Genomic DNA, 14,099 nt, shown 5'->3' with positions numbered 1-14,099 from the left:
CCCTGGAAGTCAGCGATGACGAAGTGGAAACCCTGCTCGGCGCGGGGCTGGTGGATGTCGGCGTGGTGCTCAATCCGTCTGCCGAGCGCAAGGCCAGTCCATTGGGACGCGATGCCTGGATGGCGGTATTGCCCGGGGGCCATCCGCTGGCGCGGCGAACTCATGAAGAGGGCGTCTCCCTCGACGAATTGTCGAAGCAACCTTTTGTACTGGCCACGGGCGGTTGTTCGACCAATGCGCGAAGCCTGGCTGCCGATGCGGGGCTGCAACTGCAGGATGTGCGCGTCGAGGTCCGTGAATGGAGCAGTGCGTTCACCCTGGTGAGGGAAAACATCGGCGTGAGCCTGGTGCCGGAGATGACGCTGCCGGGCAATCGGCAAGGTTTGCGCGTCGTACCGGTGTTGCCGCGGATCGAGCGCGAGTTTGCCTTGGTGGTCGCGGCGAACAAACCACCGTCGGCGGCGGTGCAGGCACTGCTGGACATGCTCGACGGACGGTAACCCCCCGACAAGCCGCTGAACCGATTTTGTCCTCTAATGCTGGCTGAGTAATGGCCTTGTAAGCCCAAGGTTGCCTAGCTGTATGGCGATCCAGGCGGCAACCTGCAGCCATTCAAGGCAAGCCGTTGCAGCAATGCTTCAGGAAACCGGGGTGTTGCGCCAGGCGTTTGAAATACTCATCGACGGCGGGGTAGTCGGGACGGTCGATCGGCGTCATCAGCCAGCGATTGACCGACAAACCGATGACAACGTCGGCGAGAGTAAACTGTGGTCCGGCGACATACGCCTTGGTGGTCGCGAGTTGATGTTCGAGGATGCCCATCTTCTGGTTCCAGCCGCGGATGCCGACGTCGATGCGATGGGCGTCCTGGAACTCCGGGTCCTTGCGCACCAGTGCCATGAACGCATAACTCCACGATGGATTGAGCTCGGTGGCTTGCCAGTCCATCCACTGTTCCACCCGGGCGCGTGCCGCGGGTTCGCCAGGCAGCAGCTCGTGGTGGTGTTGGTGTTTGCCGGCCAGATAGCGGCAGATGGTATTGGATTCCCACAACACGCCGGCTTCATCGATGATCACCGGCACCTGAGCGTTGGGATTGAAGCGCAGGAACTCGGGGCTGTGGGTGGACGCGAAGCCACTGCCCCAGTCCTCGCGTTCGTAGGTTATACCCAGTTCCTCGCAGGTCCACAGGACTTTTCGGACGTTGATGGACGAGGCTTTGCCGAGAATCTTCAGGGTGTGTTCCATTTGAGCAACTCCATCGCGAATGGCGTGTATGTAATTGTAGGAGCGGTCTGTAGGAAAGGCGTTTCAACAGGTTTCCGCTGCCTACGATTTATTGCGTCRTTGCCTACAACTACGCCAGAATCCGCCGGCTTGTGAGTCTTGTACTCGGTCTTTATCGTTTCCCTGTCGCTGTAACTTCAGCGACCGGGTTTAGCGACCCGACCAGGTATAAGCGCAACAAGGCTCCAGTCTCTATTGCACATATTCGTGTGTTTGCAATTTTCGACATGGTGGCTGTGCGCGGGAGACCTTCGGGTCTGCCGGGTCTTATACCTCCCGGTTCGCTAACCTGCGTACAGCTGCCACCCTTACTTGTTTAGCGACGGGTTTTGGTGGTTTTACCAGGTATAAAGGAGCTCCGCCATGTTCAAACCAACCCCGAATCCCCCGCAATCCGACGACGTTTCCCCCTACGATTCGCTCGACTCCAGAAAGCTCCACGAAGCCGCCGACCGCGCACTGGATCACTACCTCAATCCCCCGAAAGATCCGGCTCCATCGCACAAACCCAGCACGATGTTTGTCATCGCCCCCGACATCAATACCGAAACGCTATTGGCCCACGCCTGCGAATCCCTGGCCTCGGCCAGCATCATGGCCAGTGACCTTGCGGGATTTCTGCAAAGCCCTCATCGCAACGCGCTGCTGGGGATTGCGCAGATCATCATGCTTGGTGAGCTGGCGGTGAATCGGGCGCTGGATAATCTCGACCCGCAGGAATAACCCGGTAGAGGCAACAACAAATAAACCTGTGGGAGCAAGCTCGCTCCCACAGGGTTCCATGTCGTTTGGTCGATCTCGGTCTTCGCGCAAACAGAGCACGTACATTCAATTTTTCCTCCCCCCGTCCCGGCACTATCGAATCCAGTCCCGGCGCATCGGCGCCGGTGTTTTTTCATTTGTGCGGGTAGGCCATGGACGCYTCGCGACGCGATGATCGGGCGCAAGACTGGGGGCTGCTGTTCCTGCGGGTCAGCGGCGGGCTGTTCCTGTTGTGGGTGCACGGTTTGCCCAAGCTGCTGCACTACAGTGCCGAGTTGCAAAACATCGAAGACCCTTTCCACCTGGGCGCGAACCTGACGCTGGTGCTGGCGATTTTCGCCGAGGTCGTGTGCCCGCTGCTGATCGTCGGCGGGTTGCTGGCGCGGCTGGCATGTTTGCCTATTCTGTTTGTGCTGTGGGTGTCGATGTTGATCGTGCATCCGCAGTGGACCCTCTTCGAAGGCCAGTTCGGCTGGCTGTTGCTGATTGTCTTCACCAGCATTTTCATCGCCGGGCCGGGACGGCTGGCGCTCAATGTCCGTTTCGCCGGAGCCTTGCGTTATGTCTGAATCCAATCGCCGTGAGCCGGCAAGTCCCGGGCCTGATGAGGTGGTGACCCTGATCGTCAAACACCGGGTCAAGGCCGGTTTCGAAGTGCCTTATGAAGCCTGGCTGCGCAACATCGTCAAGGTGGCCGCACAGAACGTCGGGCACTTGGGCGTGGATGTGGTGCGTGGCAAGCACACCGGCCTCGATACCTACACCTGCGTGCTGCGTTTTTGCTCGACCGAAGCGATGCAGAACTGGCTCGATTCACCGCAACGCCAGGCACTGGTCGACGAAGCCGCGCCGATGCTCGCCGATGGCGACCAGACCGAAGTCAATCCGGTCAACGAGTTCTGGTTTTCGCCCCAGGCCGAAGCCGGGACGCCACCGCCGCGCTGGAAGCAAGCCGTGGTGACGCTGCTGGTGATCCTGCCGCACACCTTGCTGGTGCCGCTGCTCTGGGGGCCGTTGTTGCGGCTCAACGCCTTGCTCTCCAACTACGTGGTTGCCACGTTCCTGATCACCCTGACCATCGTGCTGTCGGTGGTTTACATCTTCATGCCCATGGCGACGCGTCTGTTTGCGCCCTGGCTGTCTCCCGCTACTTTGCACGAGGAACCGTGATGAACGCCGATCTGATTCTGTTCAATGGTCAATTCCACACCGTTGACCGCGAAAAACCGCTCGCCAGCGCCGTGGCGATCAGCGACGGTCGTTTTGTCGTGGTGGGCAGCGATGCCCAGGCCATGGCCCTGCGTGGTTCGAACACCCAGGTCATCGACCTCAAGGGCCGTTGTGTGGTTCCCGGGCTCAACGACTCGCACTTGCACCTGATCCGTGGTGGCTTGAACTACAACCTGGAACTRCGYTGGGAAGGYGTGCCGTCRCTGGCCGATGCCTTGCGCATGCTCAAGGATCAGGCTGACCGCACGCCGACTCCGCAGTGGGTGCGGGTGGTCGGTGGCTGGAACGAATTCCAGTTCGCCGAGAAACGTATGCCAACGCTTGCAGAGCTCAATCAGGCCGCACCGGACACACCGGTGTTCGTCCTGCACCTGTACGACCGCGCCTTGCTCAACCGCGCCGCGTTGCGCGTAGCCGGTTACACCCGCGACACGCCGAACCCGCCGGGTGGCGAGATCGTGCGCGACGCCAACGGCGAGCCGACCGGCATGCTGGTGGCGCGGCCCAATGCGATGATTCTGTACTCGACGCTGGCCAAGGGGCCGAAGCTGCCGCTGGAGTATCAGGTCAACTCGACCCGCCAGTTCATGCGCGAACTCAATCGCCTGGGCCTGACCAGTGCCATTGATGCCGGCGGCGGTTTCCAGAATTACCCGGACGATTACCAGGTGATCGAACAGTTGGCGAAGGATGAGCAACTGACCGTGCGCATCGCCTACAACCTGTTCACCCAGAAGCCCAAGGAAGAGTTGACCGACTTCAAGAACTGGACCGGCAGCGTGAAGCTGCACCAGGGCGACGATTACCTGCGGCACAACGGTGCCGGGGAAATGCTGGTGTTCTCGGCGGCGGACTTCGAAGACTTCCTCGAACCGCGCCCGGACCTGCCGCAAACCATGGAAGCGGAACTGGAGCCGGTGGTGCGCCATCTCGTTGAGCAACGCTGGCCATTCCGCTTGCACGCCACCTACAACGAATCCATCAGCCGCATGCTCGACGTGTTCGAGAAGGTCAATCGCGACATTCCGTTCAACGGCTTGCCGTGGTTTTTCGACCACGCCGAAACCATCACCCCGCAGAACATCGAGCGGGTGAGGGCGCTGGGTGGCGGCATTGCGATTCAGGATCGCATGGCGTTCCAGGGCGAGTATTTCGTCGAGCGTTACGGCGCTAAAGCGGCCGAAGCCACGCCGCCGATCAAACGCATGCTGGCCGAGGGCGTACCGGTGGGCGCCGGTACCGACGCGACCCGGGTGTCGAGCTACAACCCGTGGACCTCGCTGTACTGGATGGTCAGCGGTCGCACCGTCGGCGGCATGGAGTTGCACGCCGAAGGCCTTTCGCGCCTGACTGCACTGGAACTGTTCACCCATGGCAGCGCCTGGTTCTCGTCGGAGCAAGGCAAGAAAGGCCAGATCAAGGTCGGGCAATTGGCCGACGTCGCGGCCCTCAGCGCGGACTTTTTCAGCGTCGACGAAGAGGCGATCAAGTGGATCGAGTCGGTGCTGACCGTGGTCGGCGGCAAGGTGGTGTACGGCGCCGGTGACTTCGAGAAGCTCGGGCCGGCCAGCGTACCGGTGCTGCCGGACTGGTCGCCGGTGGTGAAGGTCCCGGGCCACTGGCGCCCGACGTCGCCGATGCAGGCCCAGGTTCACCATTGCAGCGGCCCGTGCGCGGTGCATTCCCACAGTCATGAACGGGCGCGCCTGTCGAACGCGCCGGTCAGCGATTTCGCCGGTTTCTGGGGCGCCTTTGGCTGCTCGTGTTTTGCCTTCTGACCCATTTAAAAAAGCGCCGGCCCAACAGGTCGGCGTTGACTGCGACAACCATCCACCAAGGAGTTTCCAATGAGCAACGTACCTTACAAGCGCCTGAACAAAGACGATGCCGTGGTATTGCTGGTCGACCACCAGACCGGTCTGATCTCGCTGGTGCAGGATTTCTCGCCCAACGAGTTCAAGAACAACGTACTGGCCTTGGGTGACATCGCCAAGTTCTTCAAATTGCCGACCATCCTCACCACCAGTTTCGACAGCGGTCCGAACGGTCCGATCGTGCCGGAGCTCAAGGCGCAGTTCCCGGACGCGCCGTTCATTGCACGCCCGGGCCAGATCAACGCCTGGGACAACGAAGACTTCGTCAAGGCGATCAAGGCCACCGGACGCAAGCAACTGATCATCGCCGGTGTGGTGACCGACGTATGCGTGGCGTTCCCGACCCTGTCGGCCATTGCCGAAGGCTTTGAGGTGTTTGTGGTGACCGATGCTTCCGGCACCTTCAACACCACCGTGCAGCAAGCGGCCTGGGCACGCATGTCGGCCGCCGGTGCGCACCTGCTGAACTGGTTCTCTGTGGCCTGCGAGCTGCAAGGCGACTGGCGTAACGATATGGAAGGCCTGGCCAACCTGCTGTCTGAGCGCCTGCCGAACTATCGCAACCTGATCAATAGCTACACCAAATTTACGGCCAAATAAGACCCGTCAGTCGCTCCCACAAGGGATCCAGGCTGTTCACAGTATTTGTGAATGACACAGACCCAGTGTGGGAGCGACGGTGCGGCGATCCGACCCGCTCGAGATGGAGGCGACGCGGTTTGCCGCGTCACCGGTTCAAGGCGTGACGATATTGAACTGCGGCGCGAAGGTATCGAGGCTGCTCATCAACTCCCCAAGCTTCTTGCCATTGCCTTGCAACTTGATCAGGCCTTTCTGGATCGCCGCCGGGATATCCAGTTGCTTGAGGCTGATCTGTTCCAGGGTGGCCTTGCTCATGGTCACGCTGGCGTCCGCCTGGGGATTGAGCCCGGCACGGTGGGTCAGCACACCATTGCGCAGGGTCAGGTTGAAGTCCTTGTTCTGATCCTCGAAGGTCCAGTTCAGGGTCAGGTCATGGCCTACAGCCTTTTCACTGTCCAGGCGAACCGCCAGGAAGTCGAAGAACATCTGCGGGCTCATCGCCCGCACCATGTCCACCGATACCGACGTGCCCGCTTGGGGTGGCACGCCATCGCGCAGTTCCATGGCACCGGTCAGGTACATGTTGCGCCAGGTGGCGTTTTCACTTTGATAGCCCATTTGCTCCAGCGTCTGGGCCTGGGCTTTGCGCGCATCGCCGTTGTCCGGGTTGGCGAACAGCAACTGATTGCCCAGTTGCGCGGCCCAGCGGTATTCACCCTTGGCCATTGCCGCCTGCATTTTCCCCAGCACGGCCGCGTCGCCGCCCATGGCTTCGACCGAACGCTTGGCCGTTTCTACCGGTGGCAGTGGATTGAGGTTGGCCGGGTTACCGTCATAGAAACCCATGTAGCGCTGATACACCGCGCGGGTGTTGAAACTCAGCGAGCCGTAGTAGCCACGGGTGTACCACTTCTGGTCGAGGGTGCCAGGCAGTTTCTTGATCGAATCGGCGATTTCCAGCGACGTCAGGCCCTGATTCAGCAAGTGCAGGGTGCGGTCGTTGAGGAAGGCGTACATGTCGCGCTGGTCGGCGAGGAAGGTGCGGATGCGTTCGCCGCCCCAGGTCGGCCAGTTGTGCTGGGCGAACAACACATCGCTCTTGTCACCGTAACGCGCCAGGCTGCTGTCCAGGTACTCGGCCCAGGCCTTGGCGTCGCGCACTTGCGCGCCGCGCGGGGTGAGGATGTTGTGCATCATTTGCGTGGCGTTTTCTGCCATGCACAAGGCGCGCAACTGCGGCAGGTACAGGTTCATTTCCGCCGGTGCTTCGGTGCCCGGGGTCAACTGGAACTCCACGTCGAGGCCGGCGATGGTGCGGGTTTCCAGTTCCTTGTCGATCAGGTCGGTGGGCGGGATCAGGGTGACGGTGCCGCCGCTCGGCGTGCTCTTGCCCAGGCCGGCATCGACCTGGCCTTTTTCGCCACGGGGCAGCAGGCTGCCGAACTGGAACTGCGCGCGGCGGCTCATGGCGTTGCCGGCGTAGACGTTTTCGCTCATCACGTGTTCCATGAACCCGGCGGGGGCGAACACCTTGACCTTGCCGGCCTTGACGTCTGCCTCGTCGATGACCCCGCGCACACCACCGAAGTGGTCGACGTGGGTATGGCTGTAGATCACCGCCACCACCGGTTTGTGCGGGCGGTTCTGGTAGTACAGGTCCAGTGCTGCCTTGGCGGTTTCGGCCATGGTCAGCGGGTCGATGATGATCAGCCCGTCGTCGCCTTCGATGATGGTCATGTTGGCCAGGTCAAGACCGCGCACCTGATACAGCCGAGGGCTGACTTCGAACAGTCCGGCATGGGCGCTGAGTTGGGCCAGGCGCCAGAGGCTCGGGTTGACCGACTCCGGGGCCTGGTCCTTGCTGAGGAAGTCATAGGCCTGGATATCCCAGATGACCTTGCCCGAGGCGTCCTTGACCTGGCCCTTGAACGGCGCGATCAGGCCCTTGGTGACCGACTCGTAGTCGGTGCGGTCGGTGAAGGGCAGTTGTTGCAGCACGGCGGCGTTACTGGCCGTGGTTTGCGGGCTGGCCGCGACCGGTCCGTTGGCGGCGACCACCGATTGCGCAAGGCAGGCAGTGATCAGGCAAGCGAGCAGCCCACGAGGGCTCAAGGTGAAACGAGGCATGGCGTCTCCGTTTTTTATCGTTATGGTCAGACCAGCTTCGAGGGTAGGGCGGGGCTCGGGCAGGGCGATCATCAGCAACGGACAAAAAACATTCAGGGCCGCTATCCTTGGACCAGGCATATCCAGCAGGTTGACCCATGCTTGAAGTCCATGGCGTGTTCAAAAGCTACGCCACACCGCAGGGGCCGCTGCCGGTGCTGCAAGGCGTCGACCTGACGCTCAGGCCCGGCAGCAGCCTGGCGCTGATGGGCGAGTCGGGCAGTGGCAAAAGCACCTTGCTGCACCTGATCGCCGGGCTGGACAGGATCGATCGCGGCAGCATCCGCAGTGGCGAGCATCGTCTGGAACAGATGAATGAAGGGCAACTGGCGAACTGGCGCCGTACGGAAATCGGCCTGGTGTTCCAGCAATTCAACCTGATCGGCAGCCTGCGGGTCGAAGACAACCTGGCGATTCAGGCGCGTCTGGCCGGGCGCCATGACCCACACTGGCAGGCGCACCTGGTGCAGCGCCTGGGCTTGGGCGAGTTGCTGCGGCGCTACCCGGAGCAACTGTCCGGCGGCCAGCAGCAACGGGTCGCGCTGGGGCGGGCGCTGGCGTCGCGCCCGCAACTGCTGCTGGCCGACGAGCCCACCGGCAGCCTCGATGAAACCACCGGCGCCGAGGTGTTGCAGTTGCTGCTGGAATTGCTCGACGACAGTCCCACCAGCCTGTTGATGGTCACCCACAGTCCCGGCGTGGCGGCGCGGCTGGCGGAAAAAGCGCTGCTGTGCGGTGGTCGTCTTGCCGGTGTGGGGGCGCGCTGACATGCGCATTTTCGGCGAAACCCTGCGCGCCCTGCTCAGCCACTGGCGGCAGCACCCGGTACAGTTTTTCAGTGTGCTGACCGGGTTGTGGCTGGCCACCAGTCTGTTGACCGGCGTCCAGGCACTCAACAGCCAGGCCCGCGACAGTTATGCCCGCGCCAGTCGGTTGATCGGTGGCGAACCTCAGGCCAGCCTCAGTGCGCCCGGCGGCGGCACGTTCCCACAGCAATGGTTTATCGATCTGCGCCGAGCGGGGTGGCCGGTGTCACCGGTACTGCAAGGGCGAGTGACGCTCAAGGGCCATGAAGAGCAGCGCTTGCAGTTGATGGGCATCGAGCCGGTGTCGCTGCCGGCGGGCGCGGCGGTGGCCGGGCAGGCCCTGGCGATTGAACAGGTGGTCGATTTTTTCAGCCCGCCGGGCACTACCTGGATATCGTCGCAAACCTTGCAGGCACTGGATTTGCGTGAGGGTGACCGGCCCTTGAACCTGGCTGGCGCGGCACTGCCGCCGTTGCATGTGCAGGCTGATATGGCGCCCGGTGTGCTGCTGGTGGACATCGGTTTTGCCCAGCAGATTCTGGGGTTGCCGGATCAGTTGTCKCGTCTGCTGTTGCCGAAGGACTTCACTGCGCCGCTGCCGGATTCGCTCAAGGGGCAGCTGCAACTCAAGAGCGCCGATGAAGAAAACAACCTGGCGCGCCTGACCGAAAGCTTTCACCTGAACCTCGATGCCCTGGGGGTACTGTCGTTCGTTGTCGGCCTGYTTATCGTGCACGCCGCCATCGGGCTGGCGCTGGAGCAACGGCGAAGCCTGCTCCGGACCCTGCGTGCCTGCGGTGTGAGTGCGCGGATGCTGATCGCTTGTCTCGCCGTCGAATTGGGTGGATTGGCCCTGATCGGCGGTGTGGCCGGGGTGGTCAGCGGCTACCTGCTGGCCGGCGTGCTGTTGCCCGATGTCGCCGCCAGCCTGCGTGGCTTGTACGGCGCCGAAGTGGCGGGGCAGTTGAGCCTCAGCCTGTCGTGGTGGTTCAGCGGTATCGGCTTGAGCCTGATCGGCGCGTTGCTGGCCGGTGCCAGCAGCCTGCTGCGGGCGGCGCGCTTGCCCTTGCTGGCGCTGGCCGACCCGCAGGCCTGGCATCAGGCCCATGCCCGCTGGTTGCGACGCCAGGGCGGGGTGGCGGCAATGGCCGGGGTGATCGCGCTGCTGGCGTTGATTTTCGGTGACAGCCTGGTCATTGGCTTCGTGTTGATGGCGGCGCTGTTGATCGGTGCCGCACTGGCACTGCCGGTGGTGCTCAGTTCGCTGCTCAGTCTCGGTTCGCAGCGCAGTCGCTCGGTGCTCGGCCAGTGGTTTGTCGCCGATTGCCGTCAACAACTGCCGGCCCTGAGCCTGGCGTTGATGGCGCTGCTGCTGGCCATGGCGGCAAACATCGGTGCCGGCAGCATGACCGCGGGGTTCCGCCAAACCTTCAGCGACTGGCTCGAGCAACGGCTGACGGCCGAGCTTTACCTCAACCCACAGAACCCGGCGCAGGCCCGGGAACTGCAAAGCTGGCTCAACCAGCAACCGCAACTGGCGGCAGTGCTGCCCAACTGGCAGGTGTCGATCCAGTTGCAGGGCTGGCCGACGGACCTGTCCGGGATCATCGACCATCCGACCTATCGCCAGCACTGGCCGCTGCTCGAAGCTTTGGGCGACACCCCTTGGGAGCGGCTGGCCAAGGACGATGCGGTGATGCTCAGCGAGCAACTGGCCCGGCGCCTGCGCGTGCAGCTCGGCGATCACCTGACGCTGCCGACGCCAACCGGCCCGTGGTCGCCACGGATCGTCGGGATCTACGCCGACTACGGCAATCCCAAGGGCCACATTCTGGTCAATATCCATCAACTGCTGCGCGGCTGGCCGCAATTGGCACCGAGCCGCTTCAACCTGCGCATCGAGCCGGCGTCGATCCCTGCGTTCGTCGCGGCGTTACAGGCGCGTTTTACCCTCGACGACAGCCGCATCGTCGATCAGGCGCGGCTCAAGGGTTGGTCCACGCAAGTCTTCGAGCGCACTTTTGCCGCCACCGCCGCGCTCAATAGCCTGACGCTGTGCGTGGCCGGGGTGGCGCTGTTCATCAGTCTGTTGACCCAAAGCCAGAGCCGTCTCGGGCAACTGGCGCCGCTGTGGGCACTGGGGGTGACACGTCGGCATTTGATGTTGCTCAACCTCGGGCAAACCTGGTTGCTGGCGCTGCTGACCCTGGTGCTGGCGTTGCCACTGGGCATCGCCCTGGCGTGGTGCCTGGACACGGTGATCAACGTGCAGGCCTTTGGCTGGCGCCTGCCGTTGCGGGTGTTTCCATGGCAACTGTTGCAATTGATGGGGCTGGCGCTGGTGGCGACGCTGCTGGCTTCGGCCTGGCCGTTGTACCGTTTGTACCGCACGCAACCGGCGGACCTGCTGCGGACGTTCGCCCATGAAGATTAAGCTCGGCGTGTTGCTCCTGGCGCTGCTGGCGAGCGGTTGCGATCAACCGGCACCGGTAGAAAAGGGTTTTGCCGGGCTGGGCAACCAGGCCGCTGCGTTCACCAAGGTGGTGCCCGGTCGGGTGTTCAGCTTCCCGGCGGATCACGGCCCGCACGACGGCTTTCGCATCGAATGGTGGTACGTCACGGCCAACCTGAAGGACGATCAGGGGCATGAGTTCGGCGCGCAATGGACGTTGTTCCGCAGCGCCTTGAAGGCCACCCCCGAGGTGGCGGGTTGGCAGAATCAGACGATCTGGCTCGGCCACGCGGCGGTGACGTCGGCGACGGTGCATCACGCGGCTGAACGCTATGCCCGTGGTGGCGTCGGTCAGGCTGGTGTCAGCCTCACGCCGTTCAATGCGTGGATCGACGACTGGCAGTTGCGCAGTCAGGCGACTGCCGACGACCCTTTAGCCGATCTGCAACTCAGTGCTCGTGACCGGCGTTTCAGCTACCGGTTGCGGTTGACCTCGACAGGTCCGCTGGTGCTTCAGGGGGACCAGGGATTCAGCAGGAAATCCGAGCAGGGTCAGGCCTCGTATTACTACAGCCAGCCGTTTTTCCAGGCCAGCGGTACGCTGGACATCGACGGCCAAACCTTTCAGGTCAGTGGCCCGGCCTGGCTTGACCGCGAATGGAGCAGCCAGCCCCTGACAGGCAATCAGACCGGTTGGGACTGGTTCTCCCTGCACCTGGACAGCGGCGAGCAGGTGATGCTGTATCGCATGCGGCAAAAGGACGGCGAGCCTTACCTCATCGGCACCTGGATCGACGCCCGGGGCCAGACACAAATGCTGCACGCCAGCGACATCAGCCTCACGCCACAAGACACCGCGCGCGTGGCAGGACGCGAGATGCCCGTGCGCTGGTCGATCAAGATCCCCGCCAGACACCTCGATATCGCCATCACCGCGCTCAATCCCCAGGCCTGGATGGACTTGCGCATTGCGTATTGGGAAGGCCCGGTGCGCCTCAGTGGCAGCCATGCAGGGATCGGATATCTGGAAATGACCGGGTACTAGCCACGAAAATCAGAGGCCCGCGGCGACCACTCGCCGAACAGCGTCTATGCTCATCGCACACATGGCGTTGAGCCCGGTTTCAACGCCGTTTGTTGCCATCAATCACAGGGAAAGTACTGTCTATGAAACGCCACGCACTGACCAAAGCCATCACCCTCGCAACCTTGCTGTCTGCCGCCAGTTTTGGCGCAGTTGCCGCCGATATTCCGCTGTCCGAAGTCGTGGTGGCTGATCAGGTCACCACCACAGTCGTTTCGGTTGATACCGCGAATCATTCCGTGGTCCTTAAAGGTCCGCAGGGTAATGAGTTCCCTGTGCAACTGACCGACAAGGCGAAAAACCTCAAAAACCTCAAGGTCGGCGATACGGTCGATATCCGGGTTACCAGCGCCGTTGCGGCCTACCTCGACACCGATGTCGACAAAGGCCTGCCGGGCACCGCCGAAGCCACCGGTGAAATGCGCGCAGCGCCAGGTAGCGCCAACCCCGGTGGCGAAGCTTATCGTCAGGTGAAAGTGCAGTTGAAAATCACCCACATTGACGTGAAAAAGCACAAGGTGACCTTCGAAAACCCGGAAGGCCAGTCCAAGACCGTCGACGTCAAACGACCCGAGGTCCAGGCCAAACTCAAGGACTTGAAAGTCGGGCAAAGCGTGAATGTGGTTTATACCGATGTATTGACGGTGACCAGCAGGCACTGATATTGGCTCTGAACGGGTTGATTGTTTTTGTGCAGGTTTTGTATAGGAATAATCAACTCGTATGGTCGAACTGGTGAGTTTGTGGCTCGGTGCGGGATAGGATTTATATCGACATTTTATTACATATGGTGTCGATAAATTTCATCTTTACCGCACGGACATATTTAGCCACTTCTACTAAAATACTTTCCGTTCGCCCAGTGCAGGGCTCTTTACCAGTGCATGGATTGCCGAGGCCAGTGCACTGGGCGAACACTTTTTTGCTGTATTGAAAGTTTCGGATATATAAAAAACGGGCGACCAACAGGTCGCCCGTTTTTTATTGAGCGGTGAGACATCGTTCAGTCATGTTTGTTATTGACTTGAACAACATCGGCCAACGCCGCGAAACACTGCTCGATCGAACGCCGCTGGCTGTCGGCATACAGCTCCAGTTCATCGATCGTCGGCCGCCCCAGAGCCTGTTCGAAGGCTTGCTGGTTGGAGTGCACGCCGTAACGGGTCTGCGCCGCATCCCCAAGGTTCGACTGGAAAATCCCCGCCGCGCTGACCGGCAGGAAGTCTTCGTACACCAGCGGTTCAACCCGCCGGCAACCGCTGCCGAGCAGGTCTTCCAGGGCGGCGTTTGTCAGGTTACCCGCCGCCAGGCCTTGTTCCGTCACGAAGTAGCGGAAGTAAGCCAGGCCCTGTTGGCGCATGTCTTCCCAGGTGTCAGGGAATTCGTTGAAGTGCTGCGCCATGAGCGCGTTGTAACGCTCGGCGTTGGCTTCGTTGGGGAAGTCCTTGAGTTCGTCCCGCGCGGCATTGAGCAAGCGGTCGTACAGTGCCCGGCCTTTGGGCGTGAGGGCGGCACCGCGCTGTTCGATTTCGCCGAAACGGGCGCTGTGACTGCCGCGAGCCTGGTTTTGATCGGTGAAGGCAATCGGCTCGTCCAGGGCCTTGAAACTGGTCTGGCGCAACAGGATCGGGCATTGGCGGCGGGGCGGGCCTTCGATCACTGCCTTGGGGGTGATGCCATGGGCCGGCATTTGCGTCTGGACGATGTCGATGTCCAGGGTCCGTGGTGTCAGGTGGTTGATGTGCGGGCCCTTGAACGCCACCACATCGGCGATCAGACGATGCTGGGCGCTGAGTTGTCGATACTGCTCGGCAGTGACGGTGGCGCTGTGGTGCCAGCGAAACGTTTCCAGGGCC

General features: G+C 61.9%; 13 protein-coding genes. 10 read left to right on the top strand and 3 right to left on the bottom strand.

Annotation, left to right across the window (positions count from 1 at the left end):
- Positions 1 to 500: LysR family transcriptional regulator substrate-binding protein (locus AC1DVH_RS18850; RefSeq protein ID WP_477755083.1), on the top strand; the 500-nt coding region annotated here is incomplete at its 5' end.
- 112 nt (positions 501 to 612) lie between these two features.
- Here AC1DVH_RS18850 and AC1DVH_RS18845 read toward each other — a convergent pair.
- Positions 613 to 1,248, bottom strand: a complete 636-nt coding sequence (locus tag AC1DVH_RS18845; RefSeq protein WP_477755082.1) for a glutathione S-transferase family protein — start codon at positions 1,246 to 1,248, stop codon at positions 613 to 615.
- Between the two features lie 402 nt (positions 1,249 to 1,650).
- On the opposite strand from AC1DVH_RS18845, the gene AC1DVH_RS18840 reads away from it, so the two are divergent.
- The 5 genes from AC1DVH_RS18840 (at position 1,651) to ycaC (ending at position 5,753) form a co-directional block, all read left to right on the top strand.
- Positions 1,651 to 2,010, top strand: coding sequence for a DUF6124 family protein (locus AC1DVH_RS18840; RefSeq protein ID WP_477755081.1), 360 nt, complete (start codon positions 1,651 to 1,653; stop codon positions 2,008 to 2,010).
- A gap of 191 nt (positions 2,011 to 2,201) precedes the next feature.
- Positions 2,202 to 2,618: a DoxX family protein gene (locus AC1DVH_RS18835; protein WP_218432098.1), complete on the top strand. Its 417-nt coding sequence runs from the start codon at positions 2,202 to 2,204 to the stop codon at positions 2,616 to 2,618.
- Positions 2,611 to 3,219: an antibiotic biosynthesis monooxygenase gene (locus tag AC1DVH_RS18830; RefSeq protein WP_477755080.1), complete on the top strand. Its 609-nt coding sequence runs from the start codon at positions 2,611 to 2,613 to the stop codon at positions 3,217 to 3,219. The genes AC1DVH_RS18835 and AC1DVH_RS18830 overlap by 8 nt, the downstream gene beginning before the upstream one ends.
- Positions 3,219 to 5,057 (top strand): amidohydrolase, encoded by a 1,839-nt coding sequence (locus AC1DVH_RS18825; protein WP_477755079.1) that lies wholly within the window; start codon positions 3,219 to 3,221, stop codon positions 5,055 to 5,057. Before AC1DVH_RS18830 ends, AC1DVH_RS18825 begins: the two co-directional genes overlap by 1 nt.
- A gap of 69 nt (positions 5,058 to 5,126) precedes the next feature.
- Positions 5,127 to 5,753 carry an isochorismate family cysteine hydrolase YcaC gene (gene ycaC, locus AC1DVH_RS18820; protein WP_095942850.1) on the top strand — a complete coding sequence of 209 codons (627 nt, stop codon included), beginning with the start codon at positions 5,127 to 5,129 and terminating at the stop codon, positions 5,751 to 5,753.
- Between the two features lie 135 nt (positions 5,754 to 5,888).
- Here ycaC and AC1DVH_RS18815 read toward each other — a convergent pair whose 3' ends face one another.
- A complete protein-coding gene (locus AC1DVH_RS18815) occupies positions 5,889 to 7,862 on the bottom strand; it encodes an alkyl/aryl-sulfatase (RefSeq protein ID WP_477755078.1) in 1,974 nt (657 codons plus the stop codon).
- A 137-nt stretch (positions 7,863 to 7,999) separates the two neighbouring features.
- Here AC1DVH_RS18815 and AC1DVH_RS18810 point away from each other — a divergent pair, with 137 nt between their 5' ends.
- From AC1DVH_RS18810 to AC1DVH_RS18795, 4 genes are all read left to right on the top strand, one after another.
- Complete coding sequence (locus tag AC1DVH_RS18810; protein WP_477755077.1) at positions 8,000 to 8,668, top strand: ABC transporter ATP-binding protein; 669 nt, start codon at positions 8,000 to 8,002, stop codon at positions 8,666 to 8,668.
- Between the two features lies 1 nt (position 8,669).
- Positions 8,670 to 11,141, top strand: a complete 2,472-nt coding sequence (locus AC1DVH_RS18805; RefSeq protein ID WP_477755076.1) for an ABC transporter permease — start codon at positions 8,670 to 8,672, stop codon at positions 11,139 to 11,141.
- Positions 11,131 to 12,204, top strand: coding sequence for a lipocalin-like domain-containing protein (locus AC1DVH_RS18800; RefSeq protein WP_477755075.1), 1,074 nt, complete (start codon positions 11,131 to 11,133; stop codon positions 12,202 to 12,204). Before AC1DVH_RS18805 ends, AC1DVH_RS18800 begins: the two co-directional genes overlap by 11 nt.
- 122 nt (positions 12,205 to 12,326) lie before the next feature.
- Positions 12,327 to 12,905 carry a hypothetical protein gene (locus AC1DVH_RS18795; protein ID WP_477755074.1) on the top strand — a complete coding sequence of 193 codons (579 nt, stop codon included), beginning with the start codon at positions 12,327 to 12,329 and terminating at the stop codon, positions 12,903 to 12,905.
- 341 nt (positions 12,906 to 13,246) lie between these two features.
- Here the strand turns inward: AC1DVH_RS18795 and AC1DVH_RS18790 are convergent.
- Positions 13,247 to 14,099: VOC family protein (locus AC1DVH_RS18790; protein ID WP_477755073.1), on the bottom strand; the 853-nt coding region annotated here is incomplete at its 5' end.

This window comes from Pseudomonas sp. P4_C3 (assembly GCF_056402075.1).
The sequence above is the reverse complement of the archived record's forward strand: the minus strand, read 5'-3'. Positions and strand labels throughout refer to the sequence as shown.

Bases quoted from the DNA above. Each gene is read 5' to 3' on its own strand.
- AC1DVH_RS18800 (WP_477755075.1), top strand. From the start codon at position 11,131: ATGAAGATTAAGCTCGGCGTGTTGCTCCTGGCGCTGCTGGCGAGCGGT.
- AC1DVH_RS18845 (WP_477755082.1), bottom strand. From the start codon at position 1,248: ATGGAACACACCCTGAAGATTCTCGGCAAAGCCTCGTCCATCAACGTC.
- AC1DVH_RS18840 (WP_477755081.1), top strand. From the start codon at position 1,651: ATGTTCAAACCAACCCCGAATCCCCCGCAATCCGACGACGTTTCCCCC.
- AC1DVH_RS18810 (WP_477755077.1), top strand. From the start codon at position 8,000: ATGCTTGAAGTCCATGGCGTGTTCAAAAGCTACGCCACACCGCAGGGG.
- AC1DVH_RS18815 (WP_477755078.1), bottom strand. From the start codon at position 7,862: ATGCCTCGTTTCACCTTGAGCCCTCGTGGGCTGCTCGCTTGCCTGATC.
- AC1DVH_RS18795 (WP_477755074.1), top strand. From the start codon at position 12,327: ATGAAACGCCACGCACTGACCAAAGCCATCACCCTCGCAACCTTGCTG.
- AC1DVH_RS18830 (WP_477755080.1), top strand. From the start codon at position 2,611: ATGTCTGAATCCAATCGCCGTGAGCCGGCAAGTCCCGGGCCTGATGAG.
- ycaC (WP_095942850.1), top strand. From the start codon at position 5,127: ATGAGCAACGTACCTTACAAGCGCCTGAACAAAGACGATGCCGTGGTA.